Origin of the sequence: Corallococcus exercitus, assembly GCF_042231735.1 — a bacterium.
Taxonomy (GTDB): Bacteria; Myxococcota; Myxococcia; order Myxococcales; family Myxococcaceae; genus Corallococcus; species Corallococcus exercitus_B.
In genome coordinates, this window is record NZ_CP102577.1 from 875905 (window position 1) to 890882 (window position 14978).

Genomic DNA, 14978 nt, shown 5'->3' on the forward strand with positions numbered 1-14978 from the left:
CGCGGATGCATCGCGGGTGGCTGTGCCTGCTCCTGCCGTTCCTCCTGACGGGCTGCGCCTCCGTTCGGGTCGTGCGTCTGGACACGGGGCGAGCGGAGCCCGTCGTCGTGACGCCCCGGGTGGAGGAGGAAGCTCCGCTGGAGGACGCGGAGCTGGAGGCGGACGAATTCGAGGCGGCGGTCACGGCGCTCGCGCGGGATGTCCGTCCGCTCTCGCATCCGTTGCGGGATGCCCGGGCGATGTTCGGAGTGCCGGAGCGCAGTGGCGTGTTCGGGTACGACGCGCGCACGCATCGGATCCGCCCCCTGGGGGAAGCGGAAGCGCGCGAGCTGCACCTGCTGGACGATGCGTCGGCGGAGCTGACGCGTGCCTATGGGCGCTGGTGCGAGCGCAAGAAGCAGGGACGGGACTGCCTGTCGTTGTTGGAAGAGGGGCCGCTGCTCGGGAGCGACGGCCGGTATGCACTGGCCCTCGCGCTGGCGATGGATTCGGTGTGGGAGGAGACGGCGGACGCGTTGCGGAACACGGTGAATCCGCAAGCGGTGCTGGCCACCGTGACGGCCTCCGTGACCGTGTACCTGCTGTTGTGGTCGTTGCCCGAGCCTGTGTCCAAGGGCATCGCGGCGCTGATGACGGCGACGTCCATCGCGTATCTGGGCGTGGACACGGTGTGGGGGCTGCTGAACGGGTGGCTGACGTTGGTGAAGCAGGCCGACCGCGCGATGACGTTCGACGAGCTGCGCGAAGCAGGTGAGGGCTACGGGAAGGTGCTGGGGAAGAACGCCGCGCGGGTGTTCGTGATGCTGGCCACGGCGGCGCTGGGCAACACGGTGGGGCTCGCGGCGAAGGCACCTGGGCTGCCGGGCTCCGCGCAGGCGGCGCTCGCGGTGGAGGCTCAGGCGGGCTACGCCTACGCGGGCATCGGTGGCGTGCGGTCCGTGGCGATGACCGCGGACGGCTTCACCATCGCGCTGGCGCCCAACGCGGTCGCCATGTCGTCACGGGACGGCAGCCAGAAGCACCATCTGGCGACCCTGCGGAACAATGCGTCCGCCTTGCGCGGAGGACCGTGGACGCCCCGCTTCCGGCGAATCTTCAAGAAGGCCGGGATGGAGCTGAAGGACCCGGAGAACGTCGTCGAGGTTTCGGGACATCGCGGCCCCCATCCTCAGCGGTACCATCAACGGGTAATGGCGCGACTCAACAGTGCCACAGCAAATTGCCGGAAGGTCGAAGACTGCCGTGTGGCACTGATCCGAGCGCTTGAACTCCTGGCCAAGGAAGTCAAAACGCCTGGCACAGAACTCAACCTGCTCGTCACACGAGGCGGGTAAAAGCCTAGAGCCCCATGACACTTCGCTACTTCGAGCTGTCTGAAGACGTCCAGGCCGGAACCTGGTACCTCGGCGACCCCGTCGATGATCAAGGGCAGGAGGTCGAAGACCCCTGGCAGTTCCGGGCGGGTCGTCCGGTGTCGATCTCCGGCAGGTTGACCGTGCCTATTGATCAGCAGGGGCGTGCGTTGGATTTCTCGACTGCGGGAGTTGGACTGGCGCCCGTTGTCCACGTGCAGGTGGCATCCGTCTTCGCGGAACTCGCTCCAGAGGATGTCCAGTTCATTCCTGTCCGCATCAAGGGCATGCCAGACCAGTACGTCATCCTCGTGGCCACGAAGTGCATCCTCTGCATTGATGAGCAGGCTTCTGCCGTCCAGTTCTGGACCGCCGAAGATGGATTGCCAGAGAAAGTTGGGTCGTACTACGCCGTGGATGATCTGCACATCGACGTGAAGAAGGTCGGCACCACGAAGGTGTTCCGGACCGAGGGCTGGAAAATCGCCCTCATCGTCTCAGAGGACATCAAGCACGCCCTGGAACGCATCCGCGCCACGGGAGTCCGCTTCACTCCCGTCTGACCTCCCGCCCGGGCCCACCGTGCCCGGGCGGCGTCACCGCGCCTTAGGTCCGGCCGCCCTGCAGCTTCCGGTACACGCCCACCACCTGCCCCAGAATCATCGTGGAGCGGAAGTCCGCGCGGTTCACGTAGATGGGCTGCATCGTCGCGTTCGCCGGCTGGAAGCGGATGCGGTCCTGCTCCGGGTAGTAGCGCTTCACCGTGGCCTCGTCCTCGATGAGCGCCACGACAATCTCCCCCGGCTGCGCCGACGGCGTCTTCTTCACGAAGAGGTAGTCCCCGTCGTGGATGCCGTCGTCGATCATCGACTGGCCCTTGACCCTCAGCGCGAACACCTCCCGGCCGTTCACCCCGCCCAGGAGGAAGCTGTCGATCTTGACCGAGTCCTCCATGTGCTCCTGCGCCAGCGCCGGCGCACCCGCCGCCACCTTGCCCAGGAGGGGGATCTCCACCATGCCGGACTCGCGGCTCTTCATCCCCAGGCCCAGCAGCAGCCTTGCCCGCTTGGTGGGCACCAGCGAGCGGCTCTGCTGCTCGCCCCGGGTCAGGTAGCCCTTGCGCTCCAGGGCCTTCAGGTGGTCGTTCACCCCGTTGGTCGAGCGGATGTCCATGTGCTCCCCAATCTCCCGGATGGTCGGGGGGAAGCCTCGGACCTCCGTCTCCTTCACGATGAAGGTCAGGATTTCGCGCTGGCGCTCCGTGAGCTCTTCCATGGCCGCACTCCTTCGCTCGGTCGCCCGCCTGCTCTGGCGGTGATGGGCAACAGAATTTCAGTGTCCCATGCTCCCTGAACATACGTGTAGAGTCAATCTGTTCAGTACCCCCACCCATACCCGCCGTGCTGCCCCCGACCTGTCGTTCTCGTGGCTTGAGGAGGCGCGTTGATCTCGGCGTACACTTGGCGCCGCCGTGTCCGACCTCCGCCACACGCTGCTCTTCGTCGATGACGAGGCCGACGTCCTGGACATCCTCAGCCGGATGTTCCAGCGACGCTATCGCGTCCTCACCGCGCCCCACGGCAAGGCAGCCCTGGAAATCCTGCGTACCGAGTCCGTGGACGTCCTCGTCACCGACCAGCGCATGCCGGAGATGACCGGCATCGACCTGGTCAACGCCGCCCGCGCGGAAGGGATGGACGTCACCACGCTCCTGCTGACCGCCTACACGGACCCGCAGGACATCATCGCGGCCATCAACCAGGGCCAGGTGTACCGCTACGTCACCAAGCCCTGGGACGTGAACGACCTGCTCATCACCGTGAAGAACGCGGTGGAGTTCGCCCAGCTCAAGAAGGACAAGGAGAAGCTCATCCGCCAGCTGCACCAGCGGGTGGAGGCCCTCTTCGTCCTCTACGAGGTCAGCCGCGCCAGCGCGAACGACCCGGCCAGCTACGACGCCATCATCGACCGCGTGCTCACCGCCGTGGCCCGCGTGCTGCCGTACGACTGCGGCGCCGCCCTCATCGCGCCGGACGGCCAGCGCGGCGCCACGCTGCGCCTGCGCTGCGTGGGCAACGTGGGGGAGGAGGCGCTCTTGGGCGTCAAGGAGTCCATGCTCGGCGCGTACCGCAAGAGCAGCGGCCTGACGCTGCCGGAGGACCGGGTCATCACCCGCGTCACCGGCACCACCACGAAGGACTCCGCGTCCCCCGTCGTCTACCCCAACCAGCTCACGGTGAACCTCACCGCCGCGGGCAGGCCCGTGGGCATGCTGTCGCTGTTCTCCCACCGCGCGGACGCGTTCACGGAGGACGACGGGCTCTTGCTGGACGTGCTCGCCAACCAGACGGCGGACGCCATCCAGTCGCTGCGCAGCGCGGAGGAGGAGGCCCGCCACCGCATGGAGCGCATGGTCGCGTCCATGGCGGACGGCGTGGTGCTCACCGACGAGAAGAACGACATCGTGGTGATGAACCCCGCGGCCCGCCGCATCCTGCGCGCGGGGGAGGAGGGACAGGTGCCCTCCAACCGGCTCTTGGAGGAGCGCCTGGGCTTCCAGCCGTTCCAGCTGGTGCGCAACCTGGAGTACAGCGGCCACCAGGTGCTGCGCGAGGACGTGAAGCTCTTCGAGCGCACCGTGCAGACCACCGTCACGCCCGTCAACGACGCGCGCGGCACCCTGCGCGGCGTGTGCGTGGTGCTGCGCGACATCACCGACCAGAAGCGGCTGGAGGAGCGCAAGGACACCTTCGTGTCCATGGTGAGCCACGAGCTGCGCACGCCGCTCACCTCCATCACCGGCGCGCTGGACCTGGTGCTCAACCGGATGGCGGGGGACATCAACGAGCGGCAGCACCGCTACCTGTCCCTGGCGAAGGACTCCGCGGAGAAGCTCAACAGCATCGTGGACGACCTGCTGGACCTGTCGAAGTACGCGCAGGGCCGGCTGAAGATGAGCTTCGAGCGCATCTACCTGGAGGAGCTGGTCCAGCGCGTGGTGGAGAAGTACGGGCCCGCCTTCGCGGAGAAGCGCATCCGCGTCGTGCCGCAGCTGCCGCAGCACCCGCTGCGCGCCATGGTGGACCCCAACCGCGTGAACCAGGTGCTCAACAACCTGCTCAACAACGCGGTGAAGTTCACGCCGGAGGGCGGCGAGGTGCGCGTGGAGCTGCGCGCCACGTCCAGCCTGCCCGGCTACGTGGTGCTCTCCTGCTGGAACAGCGGCGACCCCATCCCGGAAGAGAGCCTGGAGCGCATCTTCGACCGCTTCGAGCAGGCCCGCACGCAGGCGAACCGCACCGTGCGCGGCACCGGCCTGGGCCTGCCCATCTGCCGCAACATCGTGGAGGCCCACGGCGGCCGCATCTGGTCCGAGCCCTCTCACGACGGCGTGCGCTTCATCGCCGTGCTGCCCACGGAGCCGCCCCAGGACGTGCTGTCGCAGGCGGCCGTGGACACGCTCTTGCCGTCGCCGCAGCCCATCCGCGCGGACTCGCGTGGCAAGGTGCTCATCATCGAGGGCGAGCCCGAGGTGGGCCACATCATGAAGGCCCTGCTGGGCGCCCGGGGCTACCGGGTGCGCCTGGCCGCGACCGCGGAAGAGGGCCTCTCCGCCGCGCGCAACCTGCACCCGGACGTGGTGCTGGTGTCGGTGCGGCTGCCGGACGTGGACGGCCTGCGGCTGGCGGAGATCCTCCGGAATGATCCGGAGACGCGCCGCTCGCCGCTCTTGCTCACCTCCGCGTTCGACGAGCGCCAGCGCGCCTTCCGGGCCGGCGCGGACGCGTTCCTCGTGCGTCCGCTGGCGGGCGACAAGCTGCTGGCCACGGTGGACTCGCTGGCGCGGGGCCGCGCCGGGGCGCAGCACGGGCGCGTGCTCGTCGTGGACGACGACGTGAAGATCGCCCTCATCTGCCGCGAGGTGCTGGAAGGCCTGGGCTTCGAGGTCGGCGTCGCGCACAGCGTGGAGGAGGGCCGCCGTTCGCTGCGCGAGCGCAGGCCGGACGCGGTGCTCCTGGACGTCACGCTGCCGGACGGCGACGGGTTCGCGTTCCTGGAGGAGATCAAGGCCGAGCGCGCCAGCGGCCACATCTCCGTCATCTTCATCTCCGCGCGCACGGAGACGTCGTCCAAGGTCCGCGCGCTGAAGCTGGGCGGGGACGACTACATCACCAAGCCCTTCGACGCGCTGGAGCTGGGCGCGCGCGTGGAGAGCATGCTGCGGCGCAAGGAGCAGGAGCTGTCCTCGTCGCCCACCACGCAGCTGCCCGGGTCCACCGCCATCGAGCGCGAGGTGCAGCGCCGGCTGGGCGCGCGCCAGCCGTTCGCGTTCTGCTACCTGGACCTGGACAACCTCAAGGCCTACAACGACTACTACGGCTTCGCGAAGGCGGACGGCGTGGTGCGCCAGACGGGCGACCTCATGCGGGAGATCTTCCAGCAGGAAGGCGCCCCGGGGGACTTCCTGGGCCACGTGGCCGGGGACGACTTCGTCTTCATCACCTCCGTGGAGTCGGTGGACCGGGTGTGCCAGCGGGCCATTGAAGCCTTCGACCGGATCATCCCGCTGTACTACGACCGGCAGGACCGGGAGCGCGGCCACATCGAGGCGGAGGACCGCTTCGGGGAGAAGCGCCAGTTCCCCATCATGAGCGTGTCCGTGGTGGCGGTGATGACGGACGGCGTGGCGCATGACCACGCGGAGCTGGCGCGCCGGGCCGCGGACATGAAGAAGCGGGCGAAGGCCATCACCGGCTCCGTCTTCCTGCGCAGCGACCTGGAGCGCGTGGTCCGGTCCGTCACCGGATGAGGCTCTACCAGCAGCTCATCCTCTTCATGCTCGCCGCGACGGTGCTGCCCCTGGCCATCGTGGGCTTCCTGCTGCTGTCGCGCTCGGAGCAGGCGCTCGCGCAGCGCATCGATGATCAGCAGCGCGCGCTCGCCACGGCCACCGCGGAGGCGGTGGAGGCGAACCTGATGGAGGTGGTCAACGGCCTGGCCCGCTCCGCGGAGCTCCTGCCCTGGGAGCGCGCCACGCCGGACGAGGTGCGCGGCATGCTGCTGCTCCTCTACGGCCAGTCCACCACGGTGAGCGCGGTCATCCAGGCGGACGCGCAGGGGCAGCCCCTGGGGCCCGCCGTGTTCCGGAGCGCCGAGCCGCTCGAGCGCCATCCCGCCTTCGACGCCGCGAGCGTCCCCCAGCTGGCGCAGGCGGTGCCGGTGGAGCAGTTCCGGGATGGGGGCAAGGGCCAGGCGGCGCTGGGCACCGCGTACGTGCACGCGGGCTCGGGCGTGGCCGCGGTCGCGGTCGCGGTGAAGCTGGGGGCCTCGGAGGAGGCGCCGTACGCCATCGCGGAGCTCGTCTTCACGCAGCTGGAGGCCCTGCTCGCGCGGCGCGCGGACGATGGGCAGCGGCTGGACGTGGTGGACAGCGCGGGGCGCATCCTGGCCAGCTCCCAGCCCGCGCGGCGCATGGCGGCGCTGGAGCCGGAGCTGCGCAAGGCGCTGGCCTCCGCGCAGGAGGCGGACGCCGGGCGCAGCTTCCAGCTGAAGGACCCCGCGCGCCGGGTGAGCGTGGCCTGGGTGGACACGCTGGAGATGGGCGTCGTCGTGACGGAGGACGAGGCCCTGGCGCTGACGCCGGTGCGGGAGCTGCGCACCACGGTGCTCGCGTCCGTGGCGGGCGCGCTGCTGGTGCTGCTGGCGCTGGGCGCGCTCTTCACCCGGCGGCTGGACCGGCGGCTCGCGCAGGTGGTGCAGGGCGCGGAGGCCTATGGCCGCGGCGAGCTGGAGCGCCGCCTGCCGGTGGAGGGCCAGGACGAGCTGAGCGAGCTGGCGTCCACCTTCAACCGCATGGGCGAGGAGCTGGAGGCGTCGCGCGCGCGGCTGATGAGCTGGAACGATGACCTGCGCGTCCGGGTGGAGGAGGCCACGGCGGACCTGCGGGCGGCGCAGCTGCAGCTGGTGGAGGCGCAGAAGCTGGCGGCGGTGGGCCAGCTGGGCGCGGGCGTGGCGCATGAAATCAACAACCCGCTGGCCGGCATCCTGGGCAACGTGCAGCTCCTGCTGCTGGACCGGGGCGCGGACGACACGGACTTCGAGACGCTGCGGAAGATTGAGCAGAGCGCCAAGCGCTGCAAGGACATCACCCAGAACCTGCTGCGCTTCTCCCAGCAGCGCGAGCGCCCCGACCTGCGGCCCGTGGACCTGAACGCGGTGGTGCGCGACGCGCTGAGCCTCACGGAGAACCAGACGCGCGGAGAGGGCATCGACCTGGTGACGGAGCTGAGCGCGGACGTGCCTCGCGTGAAGGCGGACCCCGGACACCTGTCGCAGGTGGTGCTGGCGCTCCTGTCCAACGCGCGCACCGCGATGATGAAGACGCCGGTGAAGCGGCTCACCCTGCGCACGGGTGAGCGCGACGGGATGTGCACCCTGGAGGTGGAGGACACCGGCAAGGGCATCGCGGAGAGCATCCGCCCGCGCATCTTCGAGCCCTTCTTCACCACCAAGGACGTCTGGTCCAATGTGGGCCTGGGCCTGAGCGTCGCGTGGCGCATCATCACGGAGGCCGGGGGGACGCTGGAGGTCCGCTCGGAGGCAGGGCAGGGGGCCCGGTTCACCATCGTGCTGCCCCGGGCATAGAATCCGTCGCGGTGTGCTAGCTAGGGGCTTCGCATGGCCGCTCCCCCTTCCCGCAAGCGACAGGTGCCGTTCCTCGTCGGGCTCGTGCTCATCCTGGCCGCGCTGCCGGTGGGCTGGTTCGTCTTCCTGCGGGAGACGCCCGCGCCGCTGCCGCCCGCCCCGCCGCCTCGCGCCGTCGTCACGCCGGCCACGGCGAAGAAGGCGGTGGAGCTGGTGCTGAGCCAGTTCGACGGCAACGTCGAGGTGCGGCACGGTGAAGGCGCTTGGGAGCCCGCTCGCAAGGACATGCCGCTTCGGCCCACGGACGTGGTGCGTACCGGCCGCGGGGCCTGGGCGGTGGTGCTCAACGGCGAGTCCGTGGAGCTGCGCATGGAGTCCGACACGGAGATCTCCGTGGAGCAGCTGTCGGACGAGCTGTCGAAGGTGCTCCTGAGCAGCGGTCTGGCCACCGCCACCGTGCGGGGCCGCCCCAACGTGCGCCACACCTTCATCTTGAAGGCGAAGAACGGCGACGCGGAGGCCAGCACCTCGCAGGGCACCTTCACCATGACCAACAACGGCAAGGGCACGGTGAGCGTGGGCACCCGCGAGGGCGACGTGAAGCTGACGGGCAAGGAGGGCAAGTTCGTCATCGTGCGCGCCGGCCAGCGGTCCATCGTCCGTCCCGGCCAGGCCCCCACCGAGCCCGCTCCCATCCCCAGCACCGTGTTCCTGAAGATGGAGTGGCCCGCCGGCAAGACCCAGCGCAAGCCCGAGGTCGCCGTGACCGGGCGCACGGATCCGGGCAGCCGGGTGATGGTGGACGGCGTCAGCGTGCCCACGGAGGAGGACGGGAGCTTCACGCTCAACGTTCCGCTCAACGCGGGCCCCAACACCGTGAAGGTGAGCGCCGTGGGCGTGGGCGGCGCGCGCCAGGACGCGCAACGCGAGCTGGTCCTGGACACGACGCCCCCCATCAAGGTCGATCCCGGGGCGATGTGGAAGGCCTCCGGGGCCCCCCCGCCCTGATCCGCCGGGCGGGCCTCCAGGTCCTGTGATGCAAGGCCCACCTCATGGGTGGGACAAGGGAGTGGGAGTGTTCCCGGGATCGCTGGGCGAGGCTTCCCCGCGGCCAGCGGCAGCAAAGTGGTGCAGTCCCGGCGGAGGGCCTTGTAGAGTCGGGGGGTCCTGGAACGTCTCCTGCTCTCCGCGCTGGTGTTGGTCTGTGCCCCGGTCTGGGCGGCTTCGCTGGAGCTGCTCGGCCCGGACGTGCCCGTGCCTCCAGAGGGCTTCACGGTCGCCGTGGTGCGCCGGGACGCCGGAGGCCAGCCGGTGGCGTTCACGCCGTCGTCGGTGACGGCGGAGGGCGCGGAGCTCAAGCCCGGACCGGACGCTCCGCCGCTGCGCACCTATGTCGTCGTGCCCAAGGCCCAGGCGCGCGCGGTGGTGGTGCGCGTGCAGGGCGACGGCGAGGAGGTCCAGGCCCGCTATGACGTGGGGCCGCCCGCGAGCCACATGGAGCTGTCGCTGGAGCCCGCGCTTCCGGTGAAGGGGCGCGACAAGGAGGCGACGCTCACGGTGCGGCGGCTGCGGCCGGATGGGACGCCGGACGACAGCGGCGCGCCGCCGGTGCTGCGCGCGAGCACCGGGCAGGTGGAGGACCTCCAGCACACGGGGCCGGGCACGTACACCGCCCGCTACGTGCTGCCCCCGACGCGCCTCCCCGAGGCCGCCATCCTGGTGGCGCTGTCCGCGTGGCCGCATCCGCAGTCGGTGCATGGGGCGTATGGACGGCTGCTGGTGCCGCTGGCGACGGCGGTGGACCTGCCCGGCCGCAGTGAGCCCGGCGGTCAGGTGTCGCTGGAGGTGGCGGGCAAGCGCTTCGGGCCCGTGCCGGTGGACGCGGGCGGGCGCTTCGTGCTGCCGCTGGTGGTGCCCCCCGGCTACTCACTGGCCCGGGGCGAGGTGAAGGACGATTCGGGCCACGTGGAGCGCCTGGCCATCGACCTCCAGCTGCCGCCCACGGATGGCCTGGCGTGCGTGCTCAACCCGCAGCGGCTGCCCGCCGACGGCGTGTCCCAGGCCCGGCTGCTGTGCGCGACGAGTGATCCGAAGGGGCTGCCCGTGGCGGACGCGCGCGTCACGGTGAAGGCGAAGCACGGCCGGCTGGAAGGGCCCCAGCGCGACACGAACGGCATGCTGGAGTGGCGCTACACGGCGCCGCGCACGCTCGCGGAGGATGAGCGCATCGAAGCGGCGTGGCCCCAGCGGGGCCCCGGCTCGCGCGAGTCGCTGCCGATGCAGCTGGTGCAGGGCGCGGTGCGCGACGTGACGGTGTCGGTGTCCGAGTCCCCGGTGCACGCGGGCACGACGGCGCGCGTGGTGGTGACGGCGCGCGACGCGGCAGGGCAGCCCCGCGCGGCGGCGAAGGTGGTGCTGTCGTCGCCCGTGGGGACGGTGGGCCCGGCGGTGGAGTCCCCGCCTGGGACCTTCACGCTGCCGTGGACCGCGCCGCAGGACCTCCCCGGGCCGAGCACGGACGTGACGGTGCACGCCTATGGTCCGACAGGCACGGAGCCCGCGCGGCTCGCGGTGTGGCGGCGGGACCAGGCGCTCGTCGCGGGCGTGGTGGACCTGGCGGGCTGGCCGGTGCCGCGACAGCCGCTCCGGGTGGACGGCGTGGCGAAGATGACGGGGGAGGACGGGACGGTGGACGTGGGCTCGGTGTGGACCCCCAAGGTGCGCGTGTCGCACGGCGTGTGGCCGGGGCTCGACGTCACGGTGTACTCGCTGGGGTCACGGCGATTGGTGTTCCCGCTGTCTTCGCCGCTGGTGCCCGAGCCCGTCGTGAAGCGGGTGGAGCTGGCTCCGCCGCTGCCGGTCAACGTGCGGGTGCGCGTGGAGGGCCCGCGGGTGACGTGCTGGGTGGAGGACTCGAACGGCCAGGTGCTGAAGGACCGGCCGGTGCACGTCGCGCTGTCCGAGGGCGAGCGGGGTGACGCGTCCGTGCAGGACGGGCTCACGCGCTTCACCGTGCGAGGTGCGCGGGGCCCCGTGAGCGTGTCCGTGGCGGACGTGCGCACCGGCGTGACGGCGGTGGAAGAGGTGCGGCCTTGAGGTCTCCGCGCCCGGCGCATGATGTGGTGCTCGCGACCGGGAACCACCGGGAGGGGGCACCTGCGTGCGGCGAGGCAGCTGGGGCCACCGGCGTGGTCGCGTCCGGGCATGTGACACGAGGTGTCCGGACAGAGCCGCTTCCGCGCCAGGAGCCGCGCGCGGGCAGGCTCGTGCCCGAGACGGTGACACGGGGTGCCCGGCCGGATCGCGAGGGCAAGTCACCCCAGCCGCCGCGTCCGGCACGGGCCAGTCGGCTGGCGGCGGGCCACTCCGCCACCGTGGGCCTCGTGCTCGTCCTGTTCCTGCTGTCGTCCGTGGCGTCCGCGCAGGCGCTGTCCTCGGACCTGCCCGCGCAGGCGTCGACCCTCGCGGGGCGCGTCTGCGTGGACGTGGACGGCGATGGCCTCTGCGGCCCCGACGAGCCCGGGCTCGCGGACGTGCGGCTGGTGCTGGCCACCGGCCGTGAGGTGCGCACCGATGCCTTCGGCCGCTACCACCTCACCGGCGTGGACTCGCGCGTGCCGGACCTGACCGACGGCCCGCACCTGCGCCCCGGACGCCATGCGCTGAAGGTGGATCCGCGCAGCCTGCCGCCGTCCAGTCAGGTGGTCCCCCGGACCGCGACCGTGGAGGTGCCCTGGGGCGCCGCCGTCCTCCAGGACTTCGCCGTGCGGCCGCCGCCCACGCGCCCCTCCGCGCCCGCCGCCGCCGCACCCAGCCGCCCTCCGGAAGCCCGCGTCGCCAACGGGGGACTCCGCTTCGTCATCAGCGGCAAGGCCTCCCCCGGCGACCGGGTCCGCGCGGGCGACGTGGACGCGACCGTGGAGGAGTCTGGCGCGTGGCTCGCGACCGTGTCGCTCCAGCCCGGAACGAACGTCATCACCCTCACCACCACCTCGCCGGGCGGGGCGGTGGAGTTCACCCAGCAGTCCTTCGACGTGGTGCGACGCGGTGAGCACGGCTGGCTCGTCATCCCTCGCGAGCGGCAGCGCCTGGGCGCCGTGCGCGGGCTCTCCGCGGACGCGCCGCTGCCCGCCGGAGACACGTTCCTGCGCCTGGAGGTCCCCCCGGGTACCGGGGTGACGTCTCCCGACGCGAGCCTCCACGCGGGCTCCGACGGTGAAGTCCGCCTGCCCGTGCGGCTCGTGCCGGGACGCAACACCGTCCCCCTCCGGCTGGAGCCCCCAGGGCAGCCCTCGAGCGTCGTGACGGTGTCCGTCGAAGCGCGTGCCCAGGCCTTCGCCGTGGGCCTGCTCGACGTGGAGGCCAGCATCGCGCCGGCCGGCGGCGGCTTCCGGCTGCGGGGGCGGGGCGCCCTCCACGGCGAGGCCCAGCTGGGGCCCGTTCAGGTGGTGGGCGAGCTGGACCTGAGCGACACCGACCTGCGCCAGCTGAGCGACGCACCGCTCGCGGACTGGCTGCGCCCCCGGCTGCCGGAACGCTTCGACCGCTGGCCCGACCCCGACCTCGTGCCGGCGGAGTGGGGCGATGCTTCCGTGTCCCTCACGCCCAACCCCACCGAAGGACGCCTGCGCGTGGAGGCCCGGCACGACGCGTACGGCCGCGCGGGCTTCGGCACCTACCGCGCGCTCTTGCAGGACCGCGAGGTGGGCCGCTACCACCGCCCCCTCTTCGGCCCCTACGCGGAGCTGCGCGAACAGCTGGGCCCCGTGCGCGTGGGCCTGGACGTGTTCGCCGGAGGGCTGTTGGACCCCACGCGCGGCCTGGCCGCGACGCCCGCGCACGAGGAGCTGCGGGCCACCGGCGGCAGCCTCTACTACCTCGGGGGCGGTACCGTGGCGGAGGGCTCCGAGCTGGTGCGCGTGGAGGTGCGCGACGGCGTCACCGGCCTGCCGCTGGGCGAGCAGCACCTCATCCGGGGCCGCGACTACGACATCGACTACCTCGCGGGCCGCATCCTGCTCGCGCGCCCGCTGTCGTTCCTCACCGGCGCGTCGATGCTGCGCACGGACGCGCTCACCGAGGCGCCGGAGCCGGTGCTCGTCGTGGACTACGCCGTGCTGCACACCGGCGACCCGCGCGACTCCGTGGGCGGCGAGGCCTGGGCCCGCTGGCGCGACTCCACCGTCGGCCTGTCCGCCGTGCGCGAGCGCCGGCTGGGTTCTCCCTTCCAGCTCCTGTCCGGGCGGGGTCAGACGAAGCTGGGCGGCTACTCGCTCCTCGCCGAGGCCGCCAGCAGCCGGGGCTTCGCGGTGGAGTCGGGCGTGCTCGGCGTGTCGGACGACGGCGGCCTGTCCTTCCTCCGCCCGGTGGGCATGCGGGACGACCACGGCGGCGCGGTGGGCCTGCGCCTGAGTGGCCCCGGCGTCCTGGGCCCCGCGCATGGCGGCTCCGTGGATGCCGCGTGGCGCGAGCGCTCGCGGGGCTTCTCCGACGGCGCGCACCTGGACGCCGCCCGCTTCCGGCAGCTGTCCCTGCGCGTCACGCAGCCCGTGGGACCGGTGGCGCTCACGCTCCTGGGCGACGAGCGGCGCTCGGCGGATCCGCGCCTGCCCTTCGAGGACACGCCCTTCGGGGCCCGCACGCTGGGCGCCGCGGTGGGCTACGACCGCGGCGACTGGGGCGCGCGCGTGGAGCTGCGCGACAGCTGGCTGCGCGCCACCGACGTTCCTGGCGAGGGCGACGCGCTCGAAGGCGGCCGCACGTCCCTGGGGGTGGCGGGCCACTACGCGCTGTCCTCGCGCCTCACCGTGTCCGCGGGCCACCGGCAGCGGCTGCACGAGCGCGGCGCCGGTCCGGGCAGCATGGACGACACCTTCACCTCCGCGGGCGTGGACGTGACGCTGGACGACGACGCCACCGTCGGCGTGAAGGGCGGCTGGGGCCCCGAGCTGGGCCCGCAGGCCTGGCTGGATGCGCGCGTGCGGCGCGGCCGGGAGACGTACTACGGCGGCTACTCCGTGGACGTGGACGGGCCGGACTTCGGCGCGGGCCGCGCGGTGACGGGCGCGCGCACGGAGGTGGGGGACGGCACCACCGTGTTCGTGGAGGACGTGAGCGCGCACGACGCCATGGCGGTGCGGCGGGCCCGCGCGGTGGGCTTCCAGTGGGCGGCGGGACAGAGCGGCTTCAGCGCGGGCGCCCGCTACGAGCGCGGCGTGCGCCACCCGCTGGACATCAAGAGCGACCTCACGCGCGACGTGGCCAGCGTGTCCGCGCAGTGGCTGCGCGAGCGCTTCCGCGCGGACGTGCGCGCGGAGCTGCGCCACGAGGAGGGCACCCCCGCGCGCGGCGCCTCCGGCCCGGTGGACCGCACCCAGGTGGTGCTGGCGCTGGCCGCGGAAGCCCGGCTGCTGAAGGACGTGACGGCCTCCGGGCGGCTGGACTTCGCGCACACCGTGGGCCGGGAGGGGCTGGAGGCCCGGTTCGCGGAAGGGTTCGCGGCGCTCGTCTGGCGGCCGGGCCCCTGGCTGGTGGTGGCGCGCTACGGCCTCACGCGCGAGCTGTCCCCCGGCGCCCGCTTCGTCTTCGGGGACCGGGTGCTCCAGACGGTGTCGCTGATGCCGGCGGTGCGGCTGGGCGAGCGGCTCTCCGTGGCGTCGGGCCTGCACGTCGGGCGCTCCAGCCTGGGCGCGTCCTCGCGCTGGGTGTGGACGGGCACGCTGCGGCCCGCGGTGCGGGTGCTGGGCGGACTGGAGGTCGCGGTGGAGGCCGCCCGGCGCACCTCCGCGGCGGATGACCAGGGGCTGAGCGCGCTGCGGCCGGAGGTGGCTTACCGGCTGGACGAGCGCCTGCGGGTGGCCCTGGGGTACACCGTCCTGGGCTTCAGCGGCTTGGGTCTGGAGGCCAATCCGGAGGATGCTCCGGATCGCCTCTATCTCCGGGCGGAAGTGGCCTGGTAGTCGCCGGGCAGAGGGACGTCGA

8 protein-coding genes are annotated in these 14978 nt (G+C 72.2%); 7 read left to right on the forward strand and 1 reads right to left on the reverse strand.

All coding sequences use genetic code 11. The annotated features are described in order from the left end of the window. Positions 1 to 5: 5 nt before the first annotated feature. Positions 6 to 1334: an AHH domain-containing protein gene (locus NR792_RS03225; protein ID WP_375758589.1), complete on the forward strand. Its 1329-nt coding sequence runs from the start codon at positions 6 to 8 to the stop codon at positions 1332 to 1334. Positions 1335 to 1348: 14 nt separating this feature from the next. Continuing rightward, positions 1349 to 1915, forward strand: a complete 567-nt coding sequence (locus NR792_RS03230) for an imm11 family protein (protein WP_375758590.1) — start codon at positions 1349 to 1351, stop codon at positions 1913 to 1915. Between the two features lie 43 nt (positions 1916 to 1958). Here the strand turns inward: NR792_RS03230 and lexA are convergent, their stop codons facing one another. Beyond that, positions 1959 to 2627 (reverse strand): transcriptional repressor LexA, encoded by a 669-nt coding sequence (lexA, locus tag NR792_RS03235; protein ID WP_375758591.1) that lies wholly within the window; start codon positions 2625 to 2627, stop codon positions 1959 to 1961. A gap of 196 nt (positions 2628 to 2823) precedes the next feature. Between lexA and NR792_RS03240 the strand changes: the two genes are divergently transcribed. The 5 genes from NR792_RS03240 (at position 2824) to NR792_RS03260 (ending at position 14956) form a co-directional block, all read left to right on the forward strand. Continuing rightward, positions 2824 to 6162: a response regulator gene (locus tag NR792_RS03240; protein WP_375758592.1), complete on the forward strand. Its 3339-nt coding sequence runs from the start codon at positions 2824 to 2826 to the stop codon at positions 6160 to 6162. Then, a complete protein-coding gene (locus tag NR792_RS03245; RefSeq protein WP_375758593.1) occupies positions 6159 to 7997 on the forward strand; it encodes an ATP-binding protein in 1839 nt (612 codons plus the stop codon). Before NR792_RS03240 ends, NR792_RS03245 begins: the two co-directional genes overlap by 4 nt. A 33-nt stretch (positions 7998 to 8030) precedes the next feature. Continuing rightward, the gene (locus NR792_RS03250; protein ID WP_375758594.1) at positions 8031 to 9005 is read left to right on the forward strand and encodes a FecR domain-containing protein; all 975 of its coding nucleotides are present in this window, start codon (positions 8031 to 8033) and stop codon (positions 9003 to 9005) included. 183 nt (positions 9006 to 9188) lie between these two features. After that, complete coding sequence (locus NR792_RS03255; RefSeq protein WP_375761564.1) at positions 9189 to 11093, forward strand: hypothetical protein; 1905 nt, start codon at positions 9189 to 9191, stop codon at positions 11091 to 11093. Between the two features lie 170 nt (positions 11094 to 11263). Continuing rightward, positions 11264 to 14956 carry a flagellar motor protein gene (locus NR792_RS03260; RefSeq protein ID WP_375758595.1) on the forward strand — a complete coding sequence of 1231 codons (3693 nt, stop codon included), beginning with the start codon at positions 11264 to 11266 and terminating at the stop codon, positions 14954 to 14956. Positions 14957 to 14978: the final 22 nt, after the last annotated feature.